This window comes from Bradyrhizobium sp. Pha-3, from assembly GCF_042258325.1.
Lineage (GTDB): Bacteria > Pseudomonadota > Alphaproteobacteria > Rhizobiales > Xanthobacteraceae > Bradyrhizobium > Bradyrhizobium elkanii.
This window is the reverse complement of record NZ_CP170151.1, coordinates 6228521-6248686: the sequence shown is the minus strand read 5'-3', so window position 1 is coordinate 6248686 and position 20166 is coordinate 6228521. Positions and strand designations below refer to the sequence as shown.

Below are 20166 nucleotides of genomic sequence, written 5' to 3'. Positions count from 1 at the left end.
AGCGAGACATGAACGCGCCCGTCACTTCGACCGAAGACCTGATCTATTCCGTCGAAGACGGGATCGCGCGCATCACGTTCAACCGGCCGCAGGCGCGCAATGCGCTGACCTTTGCAATGTACGAGCAGATGGCGGCGATCTGCGAGAACATCAATCAGGATCACTCCATCAAGGCGCTGATCATGACCGGCGCCGGCGACAAGGCGTTCGCCTCGGGCACCGACATCTCGCAGTTCCGCGCGTTCAAGACGGCGCAAGATGCGCTCGACTATGAGGCGCGGATCGATCGCGTGCTGGGAACGCTCGAGCAGTGCCGTGTGCCCGTGATCGCGGCGATCGCCGGCGCCTGCACCGGCGGCGGTGCCGGCATCGCCGCCTGCTGCGATATCCGGATCGGCACCGAGGCGACGCGGATCGGCTTCCCGATCGCGCGCACGCTCGGCAACTGCCTCTCGATGTCCAACATCTCGCGGCTGGTGTCGCTGATCGGTCCGGCGCGGACCAAGGATCTGATCTTCAAGGCGCGCCTCGTCGAGGCACCCGAGGCGCTGGCGCTCGGGCTGTTGAACGAAGTCGTCCCCGATGTGGAAACGTTGCAGCGCCGCGCCACCGAGACGGCGAAGCTCGTCGCCGGCCATGCGCCGATCACGTTAGAGGTGACCAAGGAAGCGGTCCGCCGCATCCGCCGCACGCTGTCGCGCAAGGAGGGCGAAGACCTGATCCTGCGCGCCTATATGAGCGAGGATTTCCGCGAAGGTATGGACGCCTTCCTCAACAAGCGCGCGCCGAACTTCAAGGGCAAGTAATGGCCATCCGAGGGGCGGGCGACTGCGCGAAAATCGAAACTTGCCGGCCAGATCAACTGTAGCTGGGCTATTTAGCCCAGGAGGGCGTGTGGCCATCAATGCGCGCAGTATCGGTTGCCTCTCGCACAGGGCGTTCGGTCTTCGGTCAAAAGTAGAGTGCCTTCCTCGGTGAGGAGGGCGTCGTCATCGCTTGTCAATCCCTCGCCAGCGGCGCTTCTTTTGGCCGCAATCGAGTCACGCCTTATCTGATCGTATTCAGCGTAGAAAGCGCACATATCTGCGGCAGACTGACGGGCAACGTTAGGCGCTGGATCTCGATCGCGGGAAATACGGTATCGGGGCTATTTTTGCGAAGTCTGGGCTTACGAACGTCGAGCTTCCTAAGCGTCTTACGATGGTGATATAGGCAGGCTGCGTTGTGGATCGCTCCGTAGCCTAATCGTCCTGACACATAGGGCTTATCGTTGCTCGAACCCACTTGAGTTGACGTCGGTTCCTGCCCAACAAGGGCGATCCAAAATGATCTTATCGTTTTCAATTGAATTGGGGTCGCTCGAGCACTTCTCGAACAACTTAAGCGGAAGACATCCGGAGTCGTATGATCCCGATAGGTACGAGCCTTACGTTGGGCGGCCGCTATCCGAGGCGTCACGTTTGCTGCTCTACGAGTGGAACAATGGATCGATTCTTTCGAGGAAAAAGCACGACAGCGTCGTAAAAAACATCCGTTATCGTTCCCAAGAATATGCTGGAGCGGCAATATTGCAGCCAACGCCGCATCGATGGCGCAGCTGTAGAGATGTCGCGCTATGCTAAGCTTAGTACAAGCCTCATCAGCTCAGACTGGCGGTGAGTGCCGGTTTTGAAGAACGCAGACTTCAAATGGTTGCGGGCTGTTGCCGGCGAGATTTCCAATTGCGCGGCGGCCGCTTGAACAGACAGGCCGCCCGTTAGCAAAGCCGTCAACCTGGCCTCCGCCGGAGTCAGATCCAGGGCTCGTGCAATGAGCTTCGCATCTAGCGGCGGCCTAGGCGAGAGATTGGAGAAGATCAGCATTGCCCGAGCGCCCAGGAATACGCTGCTTGCCGCACCATCGATCGGCAGCACGCGAATCAGGGCTGGGGGCCTGGTGGCTCGGCGGATCACGATCGGTTCTGTAGGCAGCGCAACGCTGTCGGGGCAGGATCGGATCAAATCGAGAAGACGGTGATATTTCGCCATCGCACTACGATCACCCAGAAAGAGCCGTCGATTGCGGACCAGAATGTCTTGGTCAAAGCCAGCGTCGGCCGCCGCGTTGCAGCTAACGACGAAGCCTTGCCGATTCAGGATGAGCGCCGGTTGCCGAACCTTTTCCAGTATATTGGTCATCGACGAGAGGACCACTCGGCCGAGCGCCGTCGCGAGTGTAGCAGTCTCAGTCAATCGTGGTGCGAGACGGGCAAGCGCTCGCTTGTCCGCCTCGTCAAATGGTCCCTCATGCTGGGTTCGCTGAATCGTGAGCGCCCAAGCGGCCGTGTCTGCCCAAAAACCTATGCCGGCAAACCACCTGAAGCCGAATGGAAACAGCACTTCATTGTACATCGGATCAGCCCGGATTTGCTCAGGAGTCAGGAGGTCCTGATCCGTGACGACCTCGCCGCCCATCATCCGCGGAAATCCGATCGCACGCGGATCTCTGGTCTGCCAATCGTCAGCAAAGTAAAGCTGGGTGGCTTCGTCGATGGACTTGGTCCTCGGCACGTCCGGTGTCCGAACGTCGCTTTGCAGCAGCAATGCAGCCGATGCGCCGACCGCCGCGCAGATGCTTTCCATCAGCTCGGGCCACAGTAAGGGATCCACCACGGCATCGCCGAGGCGGCTCATGACCTGGGTCAACCGATCGTGGTCTATGACTTTCTGACTCACTGGGAGTGTCGTTCAACCTGCGGCGGGAAATATTAAGAAATACAGACGGATGGGGGCTGCGACATCCGGACCGCCGCCGGTGTGCGCAATTGTCGCACCCGAATGGGTCAGGATCGACTGCCGGCCAACGTGATATGTGGCCCTGAGTAGTTGTTTCCACGCAACTATTTGATTTTTCGTATGATTTTTCGCTCGGCTTTTTTCGGGCATCGGCGATTTGGTCGGGGGATTGGCGATGGGATCTTTTCAGGGTACGGCGGGCGACGACACGGTCTCCGGTACGGCCAACGGCTCCAATATAAATGATACCCTTCAAGGGCTCGCCGGAAACGATACGCTGGTTGGCGGGGACGGCGCGGACTCCCTCGATGGCGGTACCGGCATCGACTTCGCGTCCTATTCGGATGCGCCGGCCGGCGTGCTGGCAAATCTCGCCAATCCCGGCCTCAATACCGGTTACGCGCAGGGCGATACGTACACCTCGATCGAAGGCCTGATCGGAAGCAGCAGCAACGACACGCTGACGGGGGACGGCAACAACAACCTGCTTCGCGGCGGACTGGGCGCGGACGTCCTGGACGGCGGCGCCGGCAGCGACACCGCCGACTATTTTGCGGCTTCGGCGGGACTGCTGGCCAGCCTGGCAAATTCCGCCAGCAACACCGGTGAGGCCGCCGGCGACACCTATACGTCGATCGAGAACATCCGCGGCTCCGCCTTCAACGATACGCTGGTCGGAGACGGCAACAGCAACACGCTACGCGGCGGCCTCGGGGCGGATTCCCTCGATGGCGGCGGCGGATTTGATTTCGTCTCCTATGCGGATTCGACGACGGCAATCACCGCGAGCCTTGCCACTCCGGCATCCAACACGGGCGAAGCGGTCGGCGATACATACGTCTCGATCGAAGCGCTTCGCGGCAGCGACTTCAACGACTCGCTGACCGGCGATGCCAACATCAATTTCCTGCAGGGCGGCCTCGGCGCCGACACGCTGGACGGCGGGGCCGGTTTCGACTTCGCGGATTATGCCAATGCAACCACGGCAATCGTAGCGAACCTCTCGGATGCGTCGGCCAATACGGGGGAGGCGACCGGCGACGTCTATATCGGCATAGAAGGGCTCAGAGGCGGCGCGTTCAACGATCAATTGATCGGTGACAACAGCGGCAATTGGCTGCGGGGCGGCCTCGGCGCGGATACGCTGAACGGCGGCGGCGGCATTGATACCGCCGACTACAACAATGCCAGCGCGGGCATCGTCGTAAATCTCAGCAACACCTCCCTAAACACGGGGGAAGCTGCCGGCGACGTGTACATTTCGATCGAGGGCATCGCGGGGAGCAATTTCAACGATATGCTGATCGGATACGCATCGGCCGATACGACATTCGTGGGAGGGCTTGGCGCCGACTCGATGGTTGGCGGCAGCAGCACCAGTGATGCAGCATCCTATGTGAATGCGACCTCTGGTCTCACCGCAAGTCTCGCCAACTCGGCCGTCAATACCGGCGAAGCTGCCGGGGATTCCTATAGTGGCATCGAAATTCTGATCGGCAGTTCCTTTGCAGATCATCTGATCGGCGATGCCGGCAACAATCCACTCGAGGGGCGCGGTGGGGCAGATACTCTGGATGGCGGTGCCGGCTTTGACACCGTTGCCTACCGACAGGCATCGGCGGCCGTGGTGGCCAATCTTGCAGACAGCTCACAGAATACGGGCGATGCGGCCGGCGACGTCTATAGCTCCATCGAGGCGCTGTTCGGGTCGAGTTTCAATGACACGCTGGTCGGCGATGCAGGCGACAACATCCTGACCGGCTATGTCGGCGCGGATGCATTGAATGGTGGAGCCGGCAACGATATCGCGTCCTATTTCCTGGCTAGTTCCAGCGTGGTGGCCAGCCTCGCAAACCCGGGGACAAACACCGGCGAGGCAAGTGGAGATACCTACACTTCCATCGAGGGGCTCGAGGGCAGCGATTTCGGCGATACGCTGACAGGCGATGGCGGGAGCAATGTCCTCAGGGGACGGGCAGGCAATGACTCGCTGGACGGTGGGGCTGGCACCGATACAGCGTGGTTCTTCGGCAACCGAAGCTCATATACGATTACCCGAACCAGTCCCACGAGTTCGGTCCTCGTCGCCGGCGAGGGATTGGATACGCTGACCAACATCGAACTGCTGCATTTTGCCGACGTTACCCTGAACGTTGCGGATCTGCCGATCGGGAACACGGGTACGGCTGGCGCGGATAATCTTTATGGCGGCGTCGGCAATGACTCGCTCATCGGGCTCGGCGGCAACGATGTCCTGATCGGCTTTGCCGGCAACGACGTCGGATATGGCGGCGACGGTAACGACTATTTCTATGCCGGTTCCGGGAACGACACCCTGGTGGGTGACGCCGGCCTCGATGTTCTGCTCGGCGAAGCGGGCAACGATGTCCTCTATGGGGGATCCGGCACCAACTACCTGTTCGGCGGCAACGGCAATGACCTCGTCATCGGCAACGGCGGGACCGTCGGAGCCGGCGATGTCAATGTCATGCTGGGGGAAGCCGGGGCCGATGTCCTATTTGGCGGAGTTGGCACTAACTATTTTTACGGCGGAGTCGGGGTCGACACGATGTCCGGCGGTAGCGGTCTCAACATCTTCATCTCGTCGGGCGAAACTGACGGTAACGTCATCTACGGCGGTGCGGGCCAGAATTACGTCTATGGGTCCAATGGCGGCGATACCGTTATCGGCGGCAACAGCGTCGACGTTTTCCTGATGGGCTCCGGTGCCGACAACATCGTGGGCGGTGGCGGAGTGGATTATGCCTGGGGTGGCGGCGGGTCTGATACGTTCACAATCAATGACAGCACGCCGGAAGTCATGGTGATCCAGGATTTTAATACCGGAGGGGTCAACGACCTCCTTAACTTTGCCGGTACATCGCTGCATTCCTTTGCTGACGTCCAGGCTGCCGAAACCTATATCGCCGGCATTAACACGACCATTATTACCGACGTCGCAGGCAACGCGGCCTGGCTGATCGGGATCGCGCCGGGGCAGCTAGACGCGAGCATGTTCAAGTTCAGCTAGCGATGGCTCAGGCTTTGGTTCGTTCAGCGATGTGCGGTCGCACTCCTATCAGGACGGCGCTTATTATTCGTCCAGATCGACAACGACACCGCGGTCTGGGTGAACGGTGCCACCCCAGAAAGGGGTCACAGCGTCGAATTTCAGCGTCGTGTCCTAGCTGCTTGTTCCTTGAAAGAGCGAGAACGGCGATTCCTCTCTAGGATCGCCGCTTCTGACTGCGCTTGTGCCAGTGCGGCTTGCGGGCAAGTGAGCAGGCTTACGGCGCCGACGTCTACCGAGCGAACCGGCAGCTTCGCATCGCGTGAAGCTTCTCACGCGCCGCCGGAGTTATCCCGGCAGTTTGCCGACAAGACGCGCGGTTGTTCCATGATACCCTCGTGGGCGACACTGAGAAGTACGCATACGACGAAGACCGCCTGATTGATGCATGCGCGCGGGCACGGCGAGCTCTATGATTGTGTTGCGTGAAGATCAGGCGGCCTGCTGATCGGCAGGCTTGTCGCCTTGGCGCAGGAGCTTCCATTCCCAGGGTAGCAGTTCGTGCAGACGCGAAGCGGGAAGATCGGCGATACGGGCGAGGACGTCGGCGAGCCAGGCCTTGGGATCGACGTCGTTGAGACGACAGGTCGTGATCATCGTCAGCATGATAGCGGCACGGTCGGCACCACGCTGGCTGCCGGCGAAGGTCCAGTTGCGCCTTCCCAGGGCGATGCCTCTCAATGCGCGCTCAGCGCAATTGTTGGTCAAGCAGATCCTGCCATCGTCGAGGAAGCGGGCGAAGTTGTCCCAGCGCCTGAGCATGTAATTCATCGGCTTCAGGACCTCGGACGAGCGAGAGAGGGTTTCGCGCTCACGCAACAACCAGGCGTGCATGTCCCCGAGGAGCGGCTTGCTCTTTTCCTGGCGCACGGCGTGCCGCTCTTCGGCGCCGCAGCCGTTAATGGCGCGCTCGATCTCGAACAACACATCCAGGCGCCTGACCGCCTCCAGCGCGATCGGAGAGACCGGTTTACCTCTCTTGCCTTCCCGGGCATTCTTCTCGATGTCAGCCAGCTCGAAGAAGCCCCGCCGCGCATGGGCGAAGCAAAACGCCGGCGTAATCGGCAGCACCTTCTTTTGCGGGTCGAACAGCGGCTCGAAGCCGTTGTAGCAATCGGCTTGCAGGATACCGGCGAAGGCGGCCAGATGCTTCTGGGGATGCTCGCCTCGTCGGTCGCTCGAGGCGTAATAGACCGCCGCCGGCGGCGCAGGCCCGGCAAAGGGCCGGTCATCCCGCACATAAGTCCAGATCCGCCCGGTCGTGCACTTGCCCTTCGCCAGGATACGGATGGTGGTGTCATCGCCATGAAGGCGCTCGGCAGCGAGCACATGGCGTTCGATCAAGTGGAAGAGCGGCATGACGGCGAAGGTCCCGTGGCCGACCTGGTCGGCCAGCGTCGACAGCGGCAAATCAATCCTCTCGGCCTTGAAGCGCGCACTCTGGCGGTTGAGCGGGATATGCATGCCGAACTTGTCGAACAGGATCGTCGCCAGCAATTGTGGGCCGATGAAGCCGCGCGGCGTGGCATGGAACGGCGCAGGCGGCTGGCTGATCTTCTCGCAATCGCGGCAGGTGAACTTCTCGCGCACTGTCTCGATGACCTTGAAGCGACGCGGGATCTCCTCCAGCGTCTTGGTCACATCCTCGCCGATCTTCGCCAGCCGCGATCCGCCGCAGCAGGCGCAGCTCGTCGGAGCGTCAATGACGACGCGCTCGTGTTCGATGTCGTCCGGCCAGGGCTTGCGCACCGGCCGCTTGCGCGTGAAGGGGCGGACGTTCTGAGTCTTCGCCGCTGCGGCCTGCGCCGCAAGCTCATCCTCGCTCGCCGTGGTGACGAGGTCTTCGAGCTCCAGTTCCAACTGCTCGAGCAGCCGCGCCGTGCGCTCGGAGCGCTGCCCGTACAGTTCGCGTTTGAGCTTCTCGATCCGCAGCTCGAGATGCGCGACCAGCGCCTCGTTGTCCGACAGCTCCGCCTGCGCGCTGGCAGCCACCGCCTCAGCTCGCAACCGCGCCTCACGCTCGGCCTGCAGCGCCGCCAGGGCACTCGCAAGGTCCGATGGAAGATCGTCCGGCTTCGATGTCATGAAGCCATTGAATCAGATCAAGCAGAAGATTCAAACTGTAAAACGGCTATCCGACCCGCGTCGGACGCTGGGTTTCTTGAGGGTTGCGCCAATCGATCCCGGACAACAGATAGCTCAACTGCGCCGGAGAGATCGTTACCGATTCACCGGCAACCGATGGCCAGATGAACTTTCCTCTCTCGAGTCTTTTGGTAAACAGGCATGCTCCCTGGCCATCGTGCCAGATCACTTTCACAAGATCGCTGCGCCGACCGCGGAAGACGAACAGATGACCGCTGAGCGGGTCTTTGCGCAGCACCTCCTGCACTTGAAGTGCCAACGACGGAAAGCCTCTGCGCATATCCGTGTAGCCTGTCGCGAGCCACACTCGCACGCCGCTCGGAACCGGAATCATCGGCGCACCAGGGCATCGAGAACTCGTCGCAGCGCGTCTCCATCAACGTCACCATCGACCCGGATTCGGTGTCCGCTACCGAGATCAATCTCGATGATGCCCTGGCTCCTCCGTCGACGCGCCGGCGCCGTCGTCAATGGCGCTTCGGCCACATCCCGCGGCGGCACAGACGGCCCAATCTCGACCGGCACTAACGGCGCTACACTCGTTTCACCGTGCTTGCAAAGCTCTTTGCGCCACCTGAACAGCTGGCTCACATGAAGGCCGGCCATGCGAGCCACCTCCGAAACGGTGGCTCCGGGCTCGAGCGATGCTGCAACTAGCCGTTCCTTCTCATCCTGCGACCACCGACGCCGCCGCTCGACCGATGTGATCACCTCTGCCCGCGAAATCGTCATAGCGCTTCTCCTAGGATTACCCCTAGGACCTGCAGCGCTCGCGTCCGTCAAACAAGGCGGCCCTCAACGGAGGGATACACTGAGAATGATTACCTCTATGCTAGAGATGCGCGACTATCTTTATGGTGGCGCTGGCATCGATGTCTTGCGCGGGGAAGGTGGCAATGCCATCGAGGTTGGAGGTGATCATCAGGAGTGCCTGTTCGGGCGCCGACACGCTCTACTGCGGTGCAGACGTAGGCGTGCTGAACGGCGAGGCTGGGAATGACCTTTAGTTGGCGACGCAGGCGGAGACTATCGTTACGGCGGTAGCGGGAACCACCAAGGCTATCGTGGTGACGGTAACGATATTTATGTTGGCGGTGACGGCAGCCCGATTTTCTCTGGTGATGCAAGGCCAGGACTACGCCTACCCTGGGAACGGGCGACGACACGTTGCTCGGCGGCGCGGGCCTCGACGTCTTGCTGGGGAAGGGCGGCAACGACGTCTTCGATGGCGGCGCGGATACGGCGATTTGTTCTTAGGCCCCGGCGGCCATGTCTGCTAACCTATCGCACTGAGATATCGGCCGCCAAGTACCACTAATCGCATGCTGCAACACCGTACGTCTCGGCGAAGCTCGCGCCGGTGGTCGGCGTTGGCGTTAGATTCGTCTTCTACCCTAAAGTCCGCGACATTCCACCTGTCGTTTGACGCGCGTCCGTTCAGCTTGCAATGCTAAAGTTGGCCGCTGTCAATGTCGACGCCGTCGCGCCGTTCAGCCAGACAGCAGTGTCTGCATCGACCTGAAGCACGAAGTAGGCGCCGTTCTGGTAGGAATGCGCAAGAACGTCGGCGAAGGAAGTGAGCCCCGAGCCGTTCAACTGCACGATGTCCAGGCCCGGCGTCCAGTCCTGCACGACCTGCACTCCGGGAACGTCGTTGACGACGAAGGTGTCGTTGCCCACGCCGGTGCCCGGACCGCCGCCGTTGCCGCCGAAATAATAATTCACTCCGGTGCCGCCATCGAAATAGTCGTTGCCTGAGCCGCCGATCAGGACGTCGACGCCATCTCCGCCATACATGGTGTCGTTGCCGGCGCCGGCATAGAAATAGTCGTCGCCGCCATAGCCATGGGCGTAGTCGTCGCCCGCATCCATGTTCAAGACATCGTTGTTTTGCGAACCGATGGCGGTGTCGTTGCCATCGCCGCCATAGGCGGAACCGCCCGCGCTCGACATATAGAGCCAGTCATTGCCGCCGCCGCCTTCAAGGAGGTCTATGCCGGCGTCCCCTACGAGCGTGTCGTTTCCCGATTCTCCGTACAGGCTGTCATTGCCGAGGCCACCATAGATCAATCCGTCGCCGACGATCAGATCATTGCCCTCACCGCCGAGGATAATGCCTCCGCCATAGATTGAATCATTGCCGGCGCCGCCGTCGATATGGTCCTGGAACGCGCTGCCCGCGTAGACGATGTCGTCACCGTCACCGCCGTAGACGACGTTGGTCTGGCGGGTAACGATCTCCGTTGAGGTGCCGATCAGGGTAATGACCTGCACTTCCTCACCCGCAAAAATGACGTCGTTGCCGGCCCCGCCGTACAGTGAATCGGTGCCGAGGAAGTGGCCCGGGGAGGTATACACGATGGAGGGGCCGCCATAGATGGCGTCATTGCCTCCGCCGCCTTCGATGTAGTCGCTGTTAACGTCCCCGTAGAGACCGTCATTGCTTTCTCCGCCATAGAGAACGACCGGCATCAGGCCTCCCGTTAGAAAATCGTTGCCATCGCCGCCATAAAAGATCCCCGGAGAGGAGCCGCCCGCATTAATCGTGTCATTGCCATCCAGCGCGTAGACCGTGGTCTCTCCAATAACCGTGACGTAAAAGTCGCTCGCGTTCGTAAGAATTGTGCCAGGCATGGTAGGCGCCTCCTGTCGCGATGGTTTTGTAGCGAGAGCACTGCCGGTTCACCACAAAATTGATCTGCGTCAAGTTTCCTATCAAAATCAGCCCAGCTGATGCTAATAAGGCAAACACAATTCCACCTCGGCATTGTGCTTGCCCTAGTGCAGAGCGTTGAAGTCCGAATAACCATCCAGGCCGCGGACGATGGCCTCGCCGCGATCACGAACTGCTTCTGGCGGTTCTTCAGCCTGGACTCGACGATCCAAGGGAAGCGCTTCGTCCAGTCGGCTCCGCCCTTGGTGATCAGCAGGACGCGATCGCCATTGCGCTCGAGGCGCAGCCGGTAGCCATCATACTTGATCTCGTGGAACCACTCCGGGGCCGGCCGGGACCACCTTTCCAACGGTCGGCAGGCAGAACTCGAATTTGGGCATGCCCTGTAGATAGGCGTGCTGAGATCCCACGCAAAATGCACGCGCTATCGCACCTAGCCCATGAGGACGGCCGTTCCGGTTGACCTGGGTCAAACCGGGTCTTTGTTTATCAGCTATATTGATTAGAGAGGATGTCGGATGTCCTGGTTTGTATTCACTGGCGCGCCTGTAAATCCAACGGTCGAATTTCTCGGCGTGCTGTCCCAAATCTCTACGATGATCGATTGGCGGGATCCGACTGACGGCCGGACCGGTCGGGATATTTCGGTGTTCGATGGCACTACCGCCGTTTCAGAACTTGCGCCGCCTGGCGGCGTTGGCGGCACCGGTTATCTTTTCAATCAATTCTTCGCGGCCGATACATCGCTGCATCAGTTTGTCTGGAGCGGTTCAGGTGCTTCCGTCATTGGCTCCGCCGGAGACGACATTCTGGCGGGCGCTGGACTTGCACAAACATTGTCGGGCGGCGACGGCAACGACATCATCTTCGCCAACCAAGGCAGCGACACGGTATTCGGAGGGACCGGAGACGATTACATTTCCGCTGGGATCGACGATGGCAGCAACGATGTCTTCTACGGCGGTATCGGAGTCGGCGACAGTGCCGCTGGTAACGATACCATCAGCTATTCGGGCACCAGCACCGGCGTCTGGCTCGACCTGCTTAACGGCTTTGCACAAGGAGCCACGATCGGCCACGACGTGGTCGACAGCTTTCGTAACGCCGTGGGTTCTTTGGGCAACGACACCGTCATCGGAAACCTGCAAAGAGACGTGATAGTCGGCAATTCCGGCGACGATACCATTTATGGGCTCGATGGCGACGATTTGCTGAGTGGCGGCCTAGGCAACGACGTTCTTGTCGGAGGGCAAGGTGACGATTGGTTGTGGGGAGACGACGGCAACGACTGGCTGTATGGCGGTCCGGGCAGAGATATCATGGTCGGCGGCAGCGGAAATGATGTTCTCCTCGGCCAGGAGGGAGACGGGGATTCACTGTATGCGGGTTCCGGCGATGATTATGTGTACGGAGGCAGCGGCACAAATATCCTGATTGGCGAAGACGGCGTTGACGTACTCATCTCCGAAGGCACGAACGACACCATGTACGGGGGCAATGGCGGTGACTATTTTTACGCCTATGGCGGGACCACCACGACCGCGCTCGGCGAAGCAGGAAACGACATCTTCGTGATGCAATCCGGAAGTAGTCTTGCTTACGGTGGCGATGGCCAGGACTACTTCTACATGGGGGATGGCAATGATCAGATGTTTGGTGGGGATGGAGTCGACGTGCTTCTTGGCGGAGCGGGCAATGACTATTTCGACGGTGGAACCGACGTGAATTATTACTTTGGAGGCGGTGGCAACAACACCTTCGTGTCGAACAATGTCCCTAGCGTGCAGGTCGTCCAGGACTGGACTGCCGCGGACACGGTGCAACTGAACGGCTCGGGCTTCGGCTCGTTCGCTGATGTGCTGTCGCATTCATATCAGAATGGCGCGTATTTTGTAGTCCAGGTGGATAGTGACACTGCGGTTTGGCTGAACGGTGCAGACGCGAGCACACTTAGTGCTTCGAATTTCAGCATTGTGTCTTAGCCGTTGGCCGCAAAGGTTGATGGTCCTTCCATCCTGGATCGGCTCAAAGGCGCGGGCGTGCTCCATGATTCGGCGCGCGGCTTTCTCCGGGTCCGCCCAGCGGCTGTCTTCTTTCATTTTCATCGTCGAATTCCATCGCGCCTTTGTGCAGCGCACATGTGAAGGTGTGAATCTGGCTTTCGGTCGGTCTGTGGCTATCAAACGTCGCGGCGCAAAAACAGCGCATCAGTGACCTATGACGGCAACGACCACCTCTATGTCCACAACGGGGCGGCAACCTGTACGGCGGCACGGGTAACGACGTTCTGGTCGGCATTTTGAATGTCGATGTGCTCAACGGCGACGCCGGCGACGACGTGATGTACGCATACGGGAGGCAACGACTACTGAAACGCCATCGCCCGAAACTTTGCTGACCGCGGCCCTCACCGGAGGGTTACGTAGATAGCGATCATCCGCTTCAATCTAAGGCTTGTTGAGTCGTGCCGGCGTCGTGGACGCAATATTATGTACGTGTGGACCCACGCCTATATCTGAGCAAAAGCGCTTCTGGTTTTGAAGGGGGCCTCCCCCACCGGCGTGGTCGATAAGATCTTGGAAGCAGATTGGGCCGCCGGAGCATAAGGCTAAGCGAGGGAGGGTTGGCTGTAGCCACCAAAGCGGCCTCAGCAATCTTGGGGGTCCGGGGGCAGTGCTGAAGCGGCTTGGCCATCCGCGTCAGCCAAAAGTGATCGATCTGATCGCACTCCGAATCCAAACGCGAGACCCCTTTGCCTCCTTCTCTGATGCGGAGCTCATGGCCAGCCCTGGACGGTTGGCCTCATAAGACTTTATTTACCTTTTCAGCGCCACAAATCGGACGAGATAAAGCTCCGGAAGCGAAGTATCGCGATACTTCCTTCCGGGTGAGACGCAAAGCAAGCTCTATGGCCGACTATAGCTTGGAAGGACCCGTCTGGTCGTCGAAGACCATCACGTGGAGTTTTGCCACGGTCAATTTCTCGGGTCAGCCCGAGACGTTCTCGACATTTTTCCAGCCCGGTGAATATGAGCAGGAAATCATCGATGCCTTGAAGCGATGGTCCGCCGTGGCCGATGTGACGTTCGTCGAGGTGGCGGATTCTGCCAGCGCCGACATCCGTTTCGGGCTCGGCACTTTTGACGGCCCTTTCGGGACCCTGGCAGAGACATCGTACTACTACTCCAACGGCGACTTTCTGCCCGATGTCACGATCAGCTTTGACCAGGCCGAGACTTACACGTCTACGTCCGGCGGCTTGGAGCTTTCGGGAGGAATAAGTTTCGAGGCCGTCGCGACCCACGAAATTGGTCATGCGTTGGGCCTCGCTCATTACGACGGCGGCCCAGCAATTATGAACACCTACGCCAGCGCCGGCGTGACCAACCTCACGCCGTCGGACATCGACGGGATTCAGGCACTCTATGGACCGTCTTCCAGCCAACCGGACGTTCCTGCCGGCACCAGCGTCACCAACGGGACGGCGGCGAATGATGTTCTGCTTGGAAGCAATGCGGCCGATGCCATCTATGCTTTCGGCGGCAACGATTACATTTATGCTTACGGAGGCGACGACTTCCTGTTCGGCGACGATGGCACGGATGTCTTGCTTGCCGGCAGCGGAAATGACGCACTCTATGGCGGTGCCGGATTCAACTACCTTTATGGCGGCGACGGCGACGATTCGCTCTTTGCTTCGGGGGGCGCGTCGGCGTCCGATGTCAACGTTATGTTCGGGGAAGCTGGGAACGACCTGCTGTACGGCGGAATCGGCACCAACTATTTTTACGGCGGCGCCGGCGTCGACACCATGTTCGGCGGTTCCGGGCTGAATATCTTCATCTCGTCAGGCGAGAGTGACGGCAACGTCATCTATGGCGGTTCGGGCCAGAACTACGTCTACGGCTCCAACGGAGGCGACACAGTGACCGGCGGCAGCGGCGTCGACGTGTTTCTGATGGGCTCCGGTAAGGATCTCATCAGCGGCGATGGCGGTGTCGACTACGCGTGGGGCGGCGGTGGCAAGGATACATTCTTGATCAGCGATTCCTCTTCGGGAGTCATAGTGATCGAGGACCTCAACAAGGGCGGCGTGAATGACCTCCTGAGTTTCGCAGATACGTCGCTCCATTCGTTCGCCGATGTTCAGGTTGCTGAGTTCTATAACGCTGGGATCAACACCACGATCATCACCGACGCTGCCGGCAGTGCGGCTTGGCTGATCGGCGTCGCGCCCGGACAGCTGGACGCTAGTATGTTCAAGTTCAGTTAGCGCCGAAGTTTAGTACGCAGGCGGGATGGCTGTTTTTCAGGGGTCTATTTCGGCCGGCTGCTGCGGTTTCCTCAACGTGTTCCCATCCTTGCCGGCGCGAAGTGCGGCCGAACATCGGCGCCGCGGCGACGGCAAGCCTTGCAGGTCAAGCGCGGTTCGAGGTCGGAGAGGCGCACGCGATCCGGTCACTGATTGACCCTGTCCGGCGCAACCTCGACCGAATGACTATAGTGATGGTCGGAGCAGTATCAGACGCCACGCCGCAGGGACGGCATCAGCCACGAAGGCCGCTCTAAAGGCAGCTTCTCGCCGCGCGCCAAAATCGCCTGCTTACGCCAATCCGGTCGCGCTGATCGCGCCGGGTCTGGAAGTGCTCCCCGGTCGCAGCAGCTCGCCCCACGCCGTTTCGCCGCTTGCCGGTCTTGCTCCATTTCACACAGCGGAAGCGGCCGGCGAGGTGGTCGTCGCTAAGTGACGCAGGGGCGGCCAGGTTGACCGCGCGCGGCGTCTTGCACCTTGAGCATTGGATCTCGAGCCAAGGATAGCTGGCGTTGATGGTCTGGTCGATCGAAGGCGACGGGTCAACTGGCCCGCCGTCGGCCCACATCTTCTCGTTCCAGCTCTGGCGCAGCAGCTCGTCGGCCTCGCGGATCCGCGATGATACGGAATGCATTCCTTTGCGGCCGCCGCGCGGCTCGCTCCAGCGCCGCGGGGTAAATCAGCCGCTCGCTCAGCTTGACTTCATAGAGGAGAGCTCCGGTCTCCGAGAAAAGAGTGACCTGCCAGAACCGACGTCCGGACGGAGGGGCCATGTTCGCGTTCGTCGGCGCGATAGACTGCGATCTCAGACATTCGTTGATCCAGCCTGGCATAGCCGAGAGGCAGGGGTTTTACGAATCGGCGTGACGGGCAGTACGATTGCAACGCCGCTTGCTGAAAATGCACGCGGGCCGGCGTTGCCTCTAGCCCCAGGACGGAAAGTGCAAAATCCTGACAGCTATGAAATCCTGACAGCTATGAGGACCGCGGCGCGATATTTCAGAAGGTAGCTCGAAAGGGCTACGCGAATAGATCTTTCCCGGCTGCAGCATCCTCACGAACGTCCCGCTCTCGTATTTGAGGCAGCCCTGATACTTGGCGTACTCCGAGCCGGCCCAATACTCAAGCGGCGTTGGTGCTCCACGATCGGGCGAGCGGCTTTCTCGGGGGCGGAGTAGGGCGGTCGCCGACGAACTTCAGCGCTCTGTTTCGTGCGACCGGCGCACTAACGCTGGCCCATCGGCACTGTCAGCAGCCGCGGCAGATGGACTTGAGCTTGGCAGTTAGCTTGGCATTTTCATCAGCAAGCATCTCGACGACGCTGCGGCGTTTGCCCGACGGATTTGATAAGGCGGTTTTTGCCTTGTCCGGGCTTCCACCTGTGACCGCCGCAGCCTTGTCATAGCAGGCCAGCCGGTCATTGGCGTTGGTGATGGCCGAGCATCCGGATGTTTGAGCGGCTGCACCGTGGCAAGCAATAACTTTGCCAGCAACGATGAGATACGCAGCGATAGGAAAAAGCTTCATCTGAAATCTCCGTCGTGCACCACCGGTCAGCGGGAGGGCGCAAGTTACCACAGCCGTGGAGCTAGGCCGCAAGTCGTCAGAGACTTTCCTCACGGGACAAACCGACCAACGAGCTGTTGCCTAACATGCCGGGACGAGATCGAGGAAGACCTTACCGCGCTCTGGATGCTCGGCGATGTCCGCTTGCCGGCGCAGTTCGCTTTGATTACCATTTCCTGAAAGTCGGGCAAAAGCCCCACCAACGTCGGCGGGAGGGAAACCCCTTACAGTCAGCGGGAATGAAAAAACGAGATCTTCCGGACGGGAGCTCTAAGCAGACCCGCGGAACTTCCAAGACTAGCTCCGGAAGCGATTTGTTCAGGCGAAAGGATAACCTTCCGGCCTGCGGCATGCCGCCGACGATCGTTTATTCGAGCCAGCTCTGATCCCTTGCATATTCCAGACCGGCCCGATACTCGGCCGGCGTAGCCTTGTCCTGGTAGAGCATTGGATAGTTGATATCGATCTAGATACGTCCTGGATTCCTGGATCGGCTCGAACGCTCGAGCATGCTCCATGAGCCTTCGGGCGGCTTTCTTGGGGTCGGAGTAGGGGATACCTCATTGCGCCCAAACTCCGCTTGCGCTCATGGAAAAACATTGAAATCCGAGTTAGCCGTCCGCGTCGCTGGCGATGACGTTTGGAACATCTCGTCCGTAGAAACATTGCCCAAACTCATTCACGGAGCACAGCAATGATCAAGCCTATGGCATTCACCCTCTCAATTCTGGTGGCTTCAACATCCTTAGTTTGCGCTCAATCTGGTAGTTCAAGCTCCAGCGCAAGCGGTAGTTCCAGCGCAAGCTCTAGTTCCAGCAAAAGCTCGAGCGCCAAGGGAAGTGGTCAGGACTCGTCCACACCAACAACCGGTCAAGGACAGAGCGGGTCGCCTTCACCGTCCACCGGCAAATGAAATTCTTGCTGTTCGACACGGCTCAAGTGTTCCATGATCCTGCAGGCGCTTTTTCGTGCTTGAAGTAAGGGCGATCTCAGGCCTGCAATAATTTGGTTTGGTGCTGATGATCTTGACCTCCGCTTCCAAAATTGCGATCGCTTCGCGCTTCCCGGGCAACATGTCGTTGCTTGTCGAAAAGGGGTAACGTCGCCCTCGAGGTGGTCGAGGAATGCTTCCCAACTTGCGCCCTTGCGGCGCGCGATCGTGGCGGCCGTGTGGCGAGCCTCGTTTGGTGTGAACTACGAGATGCTAGCCTAAGCAGGTACTTCCGCCTGACAGGCCTTCCGGTTCAGCGCTGGCACGTAACAGGGATCGGAGATAGTTGGCGTTCTCGGCCACGTGCTCGTCGGCCTGCTCATTGGTGGGCAACGTCCAAGCGGCCGACACGACACCGTGCGTCTTACGGACGATTGAAGTTCTAAGCCTAACGGTCCGAATAACCACAGACTCGCGATCACCCCGTAAGCCGTACGCCTCCGCTTACGGCCGCCTTGATTGACGGAGGCAAGCGCTGCAGGGTATCCCTCCGGGGGAGACCGCCTTGCCGAGTGAGGTGGCAACGTGAAGACATAGGCGCATGACTGACTATATGCCTATGCCGAAGGTTTCCCGACTTGAAGTCGTCTCGACGGGCGCACGGCGCCGTTGGACTTTGGAGGAGAAGCAGCGGATCGTTGCCGAGAGCTACAGCGGGCCACGATTGGTGTCGGTAACGGCACGTCGCAACGGATTGTCGACGAGCCAATTGTTCACGTGGCGCCGGCTGGCGCGCGACGGCCGGCTGGCGGAGGACGCGGTGCCTGCGCTTGTACCCGTGGAGATCACCTCTACGCCAGCTTCGGCATCGACGTGCGCGCCGCAGGTGCCGTCTTCACCGCCTGCGCAGCGCGCGAGGGTCGGAATCATCGAGATCGAGCTTGGTGGTTGCCGCGTGCGGGTAGATCGTGACGTGGACACTGAGGCGCTACAGCGGGTTCTCGAGCTCCTGCGACGCCGATGATCCCGATCCCGAGCGGCGTCAGGGTCTGGATCGCCACTGGCCACACCGATATGCGTCGCGGCATGCGAAGCTTGGCTCTCACAGTGCAGGAAAGCCTGAAGCGGGATCCTCATGCGGGCGATCTCTATATCTTCCGGGGGCGGAGCGGCGATCTGGTCAAGATCCTTTGGCATGATGGGTTGGGCATGTCGCTCTATGCCAAGCGCCTGGACCGAGGCAAGTTCATCTGGCCTTCGGCGTCGGACGGCGCGGTATCGATCTCAGCGGCGCAGATGGCCTATATGCTGGAAGGGATCGACTGGCGGAATCCACAACTGCGCTGGCGACCGAGAAGCGCGGGTTGAGCACAAAATCCAGCAGATTTTGCATTTTTGGGGAATCCCAACGCTTCCAATCTGTGATTCACTGCGCCGCATGGATGCTGAGCGCGACGCTGTTCCGGATGACGTTGCGGCCCTGAAACAGGCGCTGGCGGTCGAGCGCGCGAAGGCTTTGGAGGTCGCCGCTGAACTCGCGGTCGCCCGCGCGAAAGCGTCGGAAGACGAGGCGCTGATTGCCCAGCAGAAGCTGCAGATCGCTAAGCTGAAGCATCAGATCTATGGGCAACGATCGGAGCGTTCGGCGCGGCTGATCGAACAGCTGGCGTTGACGTTCGAGGAGCTGGAAGCCGACGCCACTGAAGACGAACTAGCGGCGGAACAGGCCGTGGCCAAGGCGACGACGGTGCGCGGATTTACGCGTAAGCGCGGCGAACGCCAGACCTTCCCCGAGCATCTGCCGCGGGAACGGGTGGTGATCGATGGGCCTACGGCTTGTGAATGCTGCGGCAGCAATCGCCTGCGCAAGCTCGGCGAGGACGTGACGCGCACGCTGGAAGTGGTGCCGCGCCAGTGGAAGGTGATCGAGACGGTCCGGGAGAAGTTCTCCTGCCGCGACTGCGAGAAGATTAGCCAGGCCCCGGCGCCATTCCATGCCGTCGCACGGGGATGGGCCGGCCCGAGCCTGTTGGCCATGATCATGTTCGAGAAGTTCGGCCAACATCAGCCTTTAAACCGCCAAGCTGAGCGCTACGCCCTAGAAGGCGTGCCGATCGTGCTGTCGACCATGGCGGACGCCGTGGGATCGGTCAGTGCGTCGCTGGATCCCCTGCTGCGCCTGGTCGAAGCCCATGTCATGGCGGCCGAGCGCCTGCATGCCGATGATAGTGTGCTGCAGAAGCACACAGAAAGGATGATCGAGATGATCTGAAAATCTGTGTTCACAAGCTGTGGCAGCGATGAGGGTAGGCCCCTCGGGATCGACTTTCAGGAGTAGGTCTCAAATCACTTCAAGCGGCTTCGCTTAAGAGGCGCGGTCGTGAGCGTTGAAGCTAACGGTCGGGAATACCCGAACGGATAGGCGTCCGAGAGACGAATGAAAATGAACCCGCCGATGAACCGTCGTAACGTGGAAATCGTCGTCAAAACCAGAGGTGTGTCGTCCCTCTGGGATGAGCCCGCCGGAAGCCTGAAGACCGGGCGGGCGGCGACCGGCGTTGAGGGGGCGTGAATCGGATGCAGGCGCTGCCGCGGAACTGCAGGAACCAGTCGCTCCGATGGAAAGGGAGAAGCACAAGCGGAGAAGACCGCGAGGCGAGATTACCGACGCGGAGCACTGGGACGGACCGATCC

At 60.2% G+C, this 20166-nt stretch carries 16 protein-coding genes and 1 pseudogene; 10 read left to right on the top strand and 7 right to left on the bottom strand.

All coding sequences use genetic code 11. The features are described 5' to 3' along the window. Nucleotides 1-8: 8 nt before the first annotated feature. Complete coding sequence (locus tag ACE10X_RS29695) at nt 9-806, top strand: enoyl-CoA hydratase/isomerase family protein (RefSeq protein WP_375763252.1); 798 nt, start codon at nt 9-11, stop codon at nt 804-806. An 807-nt stretch (nt 807-1613) separates the two neighbouring features. Here the strand turns inward: ACE10X_RS29695 and ACE10X_RS29690 are convergent. After that, complete coding sequence (locus ACE10X_RS29690; protein WP_253591572.1) at nt 1614-2714, bottom strand: helix-turn-helix transcriptional regulator; 1101 nt, start codon at nt 2712-2714, stop codon at nt 1614-1616. A gap of 235 nt (nt 2715-2949) precedes the next feature. Here ACE10X_RS29690 and ACE10X_RS29685 point away from each other — a divergent pair, with 235 nt between their 5' ends. Continuing rightward, complete coding sequence (locus ACE10X_RS29685; protein WP_375763251.1) at nt 2950-5805, top strand: beta strand repeat-containing protein; 2856 nt, start codon at nt 2950-2952, stop codon at nt 5803-5805. A 471-nt stretch (nt 5806-6276) separates the two neighbouring features. On the opposite strand, the gene ACE10X_RS29680 is transcribed toward ACE10X_RS29685, so the two are convergent. The 3 genes from ACE10X_RS29680 to ACE10X_RS29670 are packed head-to-tail and all read right to left on the bottom strand — an operon-like array spanning nt 6277 to nt 8721. Next, entirely contained in the window at nt 6277-7929 is a 1653-nt protein-coding gene (locus tag ACE10X_RS29680) for an IS66 family transposase (RefSeq protein ID WP_038380666.1), read from the bottom strand. A gap of 46 nt (nt 7930-7975) precedes the next feature. Further along, nucleotides 7976-8323 (bottom strand): IS66 family insertion sequence element accessory protein TnpB, encoded by a 348-nt coding sequence (gene tnpB / locus ACE10X_RS29675; protein WP_018272694.1) that lies wholly within the window; start codon nt 8321-8323, stop codon nt 7976-7978. After that, the gene (locus ACE10X_RS29670) at nt 8320-8721 is read right to left on the bottom strand and encodes a transposase (protein WP_038380667.1); all 402 of its coding nucleotides are present in this window, start codon (nt 8719-8721) and stop codon (nt 8320-8322) included. Before ACE10X_RS29670 ends, tnpB (ACE10X_RS29675) begins: the two co-directional genes overlap by 4 nt. Before the next feature lie 435 nt (nt 8722-9156). Here ACE10X_RS29670 and ACE10X_RS29665 point away from each other — a divergent pair, with 435 nt between their 5' ends. Continuing rightward, entirely contained in the window at nt 9157-9246 is a 90-nt protein-coding gene (locus tag ACE10X_RS29665; RefSeq protein WP_176731242.1) for a hypothetical protein, read from the top strand. Between the two features lie 180 nt (nt 9247-9426). On the opposite strand, the gene ACE10X_RS29660 is transcribed toward ACE10X_RS29665, so the two are convergent. After that, nucleotides 9427-10623 (bottom strand): calcium-binding protein, encoded by a 1197-nt coding sequence (locus tag ACE10X_RS29660; protein ID WP_375763250.1) that lies wholly within the window; start codon nt 10621-10623, stop codon nt 9427-9429. A gap of 558 nt (nt 10624-11181) precedes the next feature. Here ACE10X_RS29660 and ACE10X_RS29655 point away from each other — a divergent pair. The 3 genes from ACE10X_RS29655 (at nt 11182) to ACE10X_RS29645 (ending at nt 14936) form a co-directional block, all read left to right on the top strand. After that, nucleotides 11182-12645, top strand: a complete 1464-nt coding sequence (locus ACE10X_RS29655; RefSeq protein WP_375763249.1) for a calcium-binding protein — start codon at nt 11182-11184, stop codon at nt 12643-12645. 317 nt (nt 12646-12962) lie between these two features. Next, nucleotides 12963-13061 (top strand): hypothetical protein, encoded by a 99-nt coding sequence (locus ACE10X_RS29650; protein ID WP_375763248.1) that lies wholly within the window; start codon nt 12963-12965, stop codon nt 13059-13061. Between the two features lie 510 nt (nt 13062-13571). After that, nucleotides 13572-14936, top strand: a complete 1365-nt coding sequence (locus ACE10X_RS29645; protein ID WP_375763247.1) for a matrixin family metalloprotease — start codon at nt 13572-13574, stop codon at nt 14934-14936. 292 nt (nt 14937-15228) lie between these two features. On the opposite strand, the gene ACE10X_RS29640 is transcribed toward ACE10X_RS29645, so the two are convergent. Beyond that, nucleotides 15229-15609 carry a hypothetical protein gene (locus ACE10X_RS29640; protein ID WP_253591579.1) on the bottom strand — a complete coding sequence of 127 codons (381 nt, stop codon included), beginning with the start codon at nt 15607-15609 and terminating at the stop codon, nt 15229-15231. A gap of 614 nt (nt 15610-16223) precedes the next feature. Next, complete coding sequence (locus ACE10X_RS29635; protein WP_069275524.1) at nt 16224-16502, bottom strand: hypothetical protein; 279 nt, start codon at nt 16500-16502, stop codon at nt 16224-16226. 1571 nt (nt 16503-18073) lie between these two features. Between ACE10X_RS29635 and ACE10X_RS29630 the strand changes: the two genes are divergently transcribed. From ACE10X_RS29630 to ACE10X_RS29615, 4 genes and pseudogenes are all read left to right on the top strand, one after another. Beyond that, the gene (locus ACE10X_RS29630) at nt 18074-18496 is read left to right on the top strand and encodes a transposase (RefSeq protein ID WP_080650387.1); all 423 of its coding nucleotides are present in this window, start codon (nt 18074-18076) and stop codon (nt 18494-18496) included. Further along, nucleotides 18493-18840 (top strand): IS66 family insertion sequence element accessory protein TnpB, encoded by a 348-nt coding sequence (gene tnpB, locus ACE10X_RS29625; RefSeq protein ID WP_375763246.1) that lies wholly within the window; start codon nt 18493-18495, stop codon nt 18838-18840. The genes ACE10X_RS29630 and tnpB (ACE10X_RS29625) overlap by 4 nt, the downstream gene beginning before the upstream one ends. 70 nt (nt 18841-18910) lie before the next feature. After that, nucleotides 18911-19708: pseudogene (locus ACE10X_RS29620) on the top strand (transposase); the annotation flags it as partial. A gap of 201 nt (nt 19709-19909) precedes the next feature. Next, a complete protein-coding gene (locus tag ACE10X_RS29615; RefSeq protein ID WP_276325893.1) occupies nt 19910-20044 on the top strand; it encodes a hypothetical protein in 135 nt (44 codons plus the stop codon). Nucleotides 20045-20166: the final 122 nt, after the last annotated feature.

Coding starts and splice junctions, on each gene's coding strand:
- ACE10X_RS29645 (WP_375763247.1), top strand. CDS start 13,572: ATGGCCGACTATAGCTTGGAAGGACCCGTCTGGTCGTCGAAGACCATC.
- ACE10X_RS29660 (WP_375763250.1), bottom strand. CDS start 10,623: ATGCCTGGCACAATTCTTACGAACGCGAGCGACTTTTACGTCACGGTT.
- ACE10X_RS29695 (WP_375763252.1), top strand. CDS start 9: ATGAACGCGCCCGTCACTTCGACCGAAGACCTGATCTATTCCGTCGAA.
- ACE10X_RS29640 (WP_253591579.1), bottom strand. CDS start 15,609: ATGCATTCCGTATCATCGCGGATCCGCGAGGCCGACGAGCTGCTGCGC.
- tnpB (WP_375763246.1), top strand. CDS start 18,493: ATGATCCCGATCCCGAGCGGCGTCAGGGTCTGGATCGCCACTGGCCAC.
- ACE10X_RS29635 (WP_069275524.1), bottom strand. CDS start 16,502: ATGAAGCTTTTTCCTATCGCTGCGTATCTCATCGTTGCTGGCAAAGTT.
- ACE10X_RS29680 (WP_038380666.1), bottom strand. CDS start 7,929: ATGACATCGAAGCCGGACGATCTTCCATCGGACCTTGCGAGTGCCCTG.
- ACE10X_RS29615 (WP_276325893.1), top strand. CDS start 19,910: ATGAAAATGAACCCGCCGATGAACCGTCGTAACGTGGAAATCGTCGTC.
- ACE10X_RS29670 (WP_038380667.1), bottom strand. CDS start 8,721: ATGACGATTTCGCGGGCAGAGGTGATCACATCGGTCGAGCGGCGGCGT.
- ACE10X_RS29630 (WP_080650387.1), top strand. CDS start 18,074: ATGACTGACTATATGCCTATGCCGAAGGTTTCCCGACTTGAAGTCGTC.
- ACE10X_RS29655 (WP_375763249.1), top strand. CDS start 11,182: ATGTCCTGGTTTGTATTCACTGGCGCGCCTGTAAATCCAACGGTCGAA.
- ACE10X_RS29685 (WP_375763251.1), top strand. CDS start 2,950: ATGGGATCTTTTCAGGGTACGGCGGGCGACGACACGGTCTCCGGTACG.
- tnpB (WP_018272694.1), bottom strand. CDS start 8,323: ATGATTCCGGTTCCGAGCGGCGTGCGAGTGTGGCTCGCGACAGGCTAC.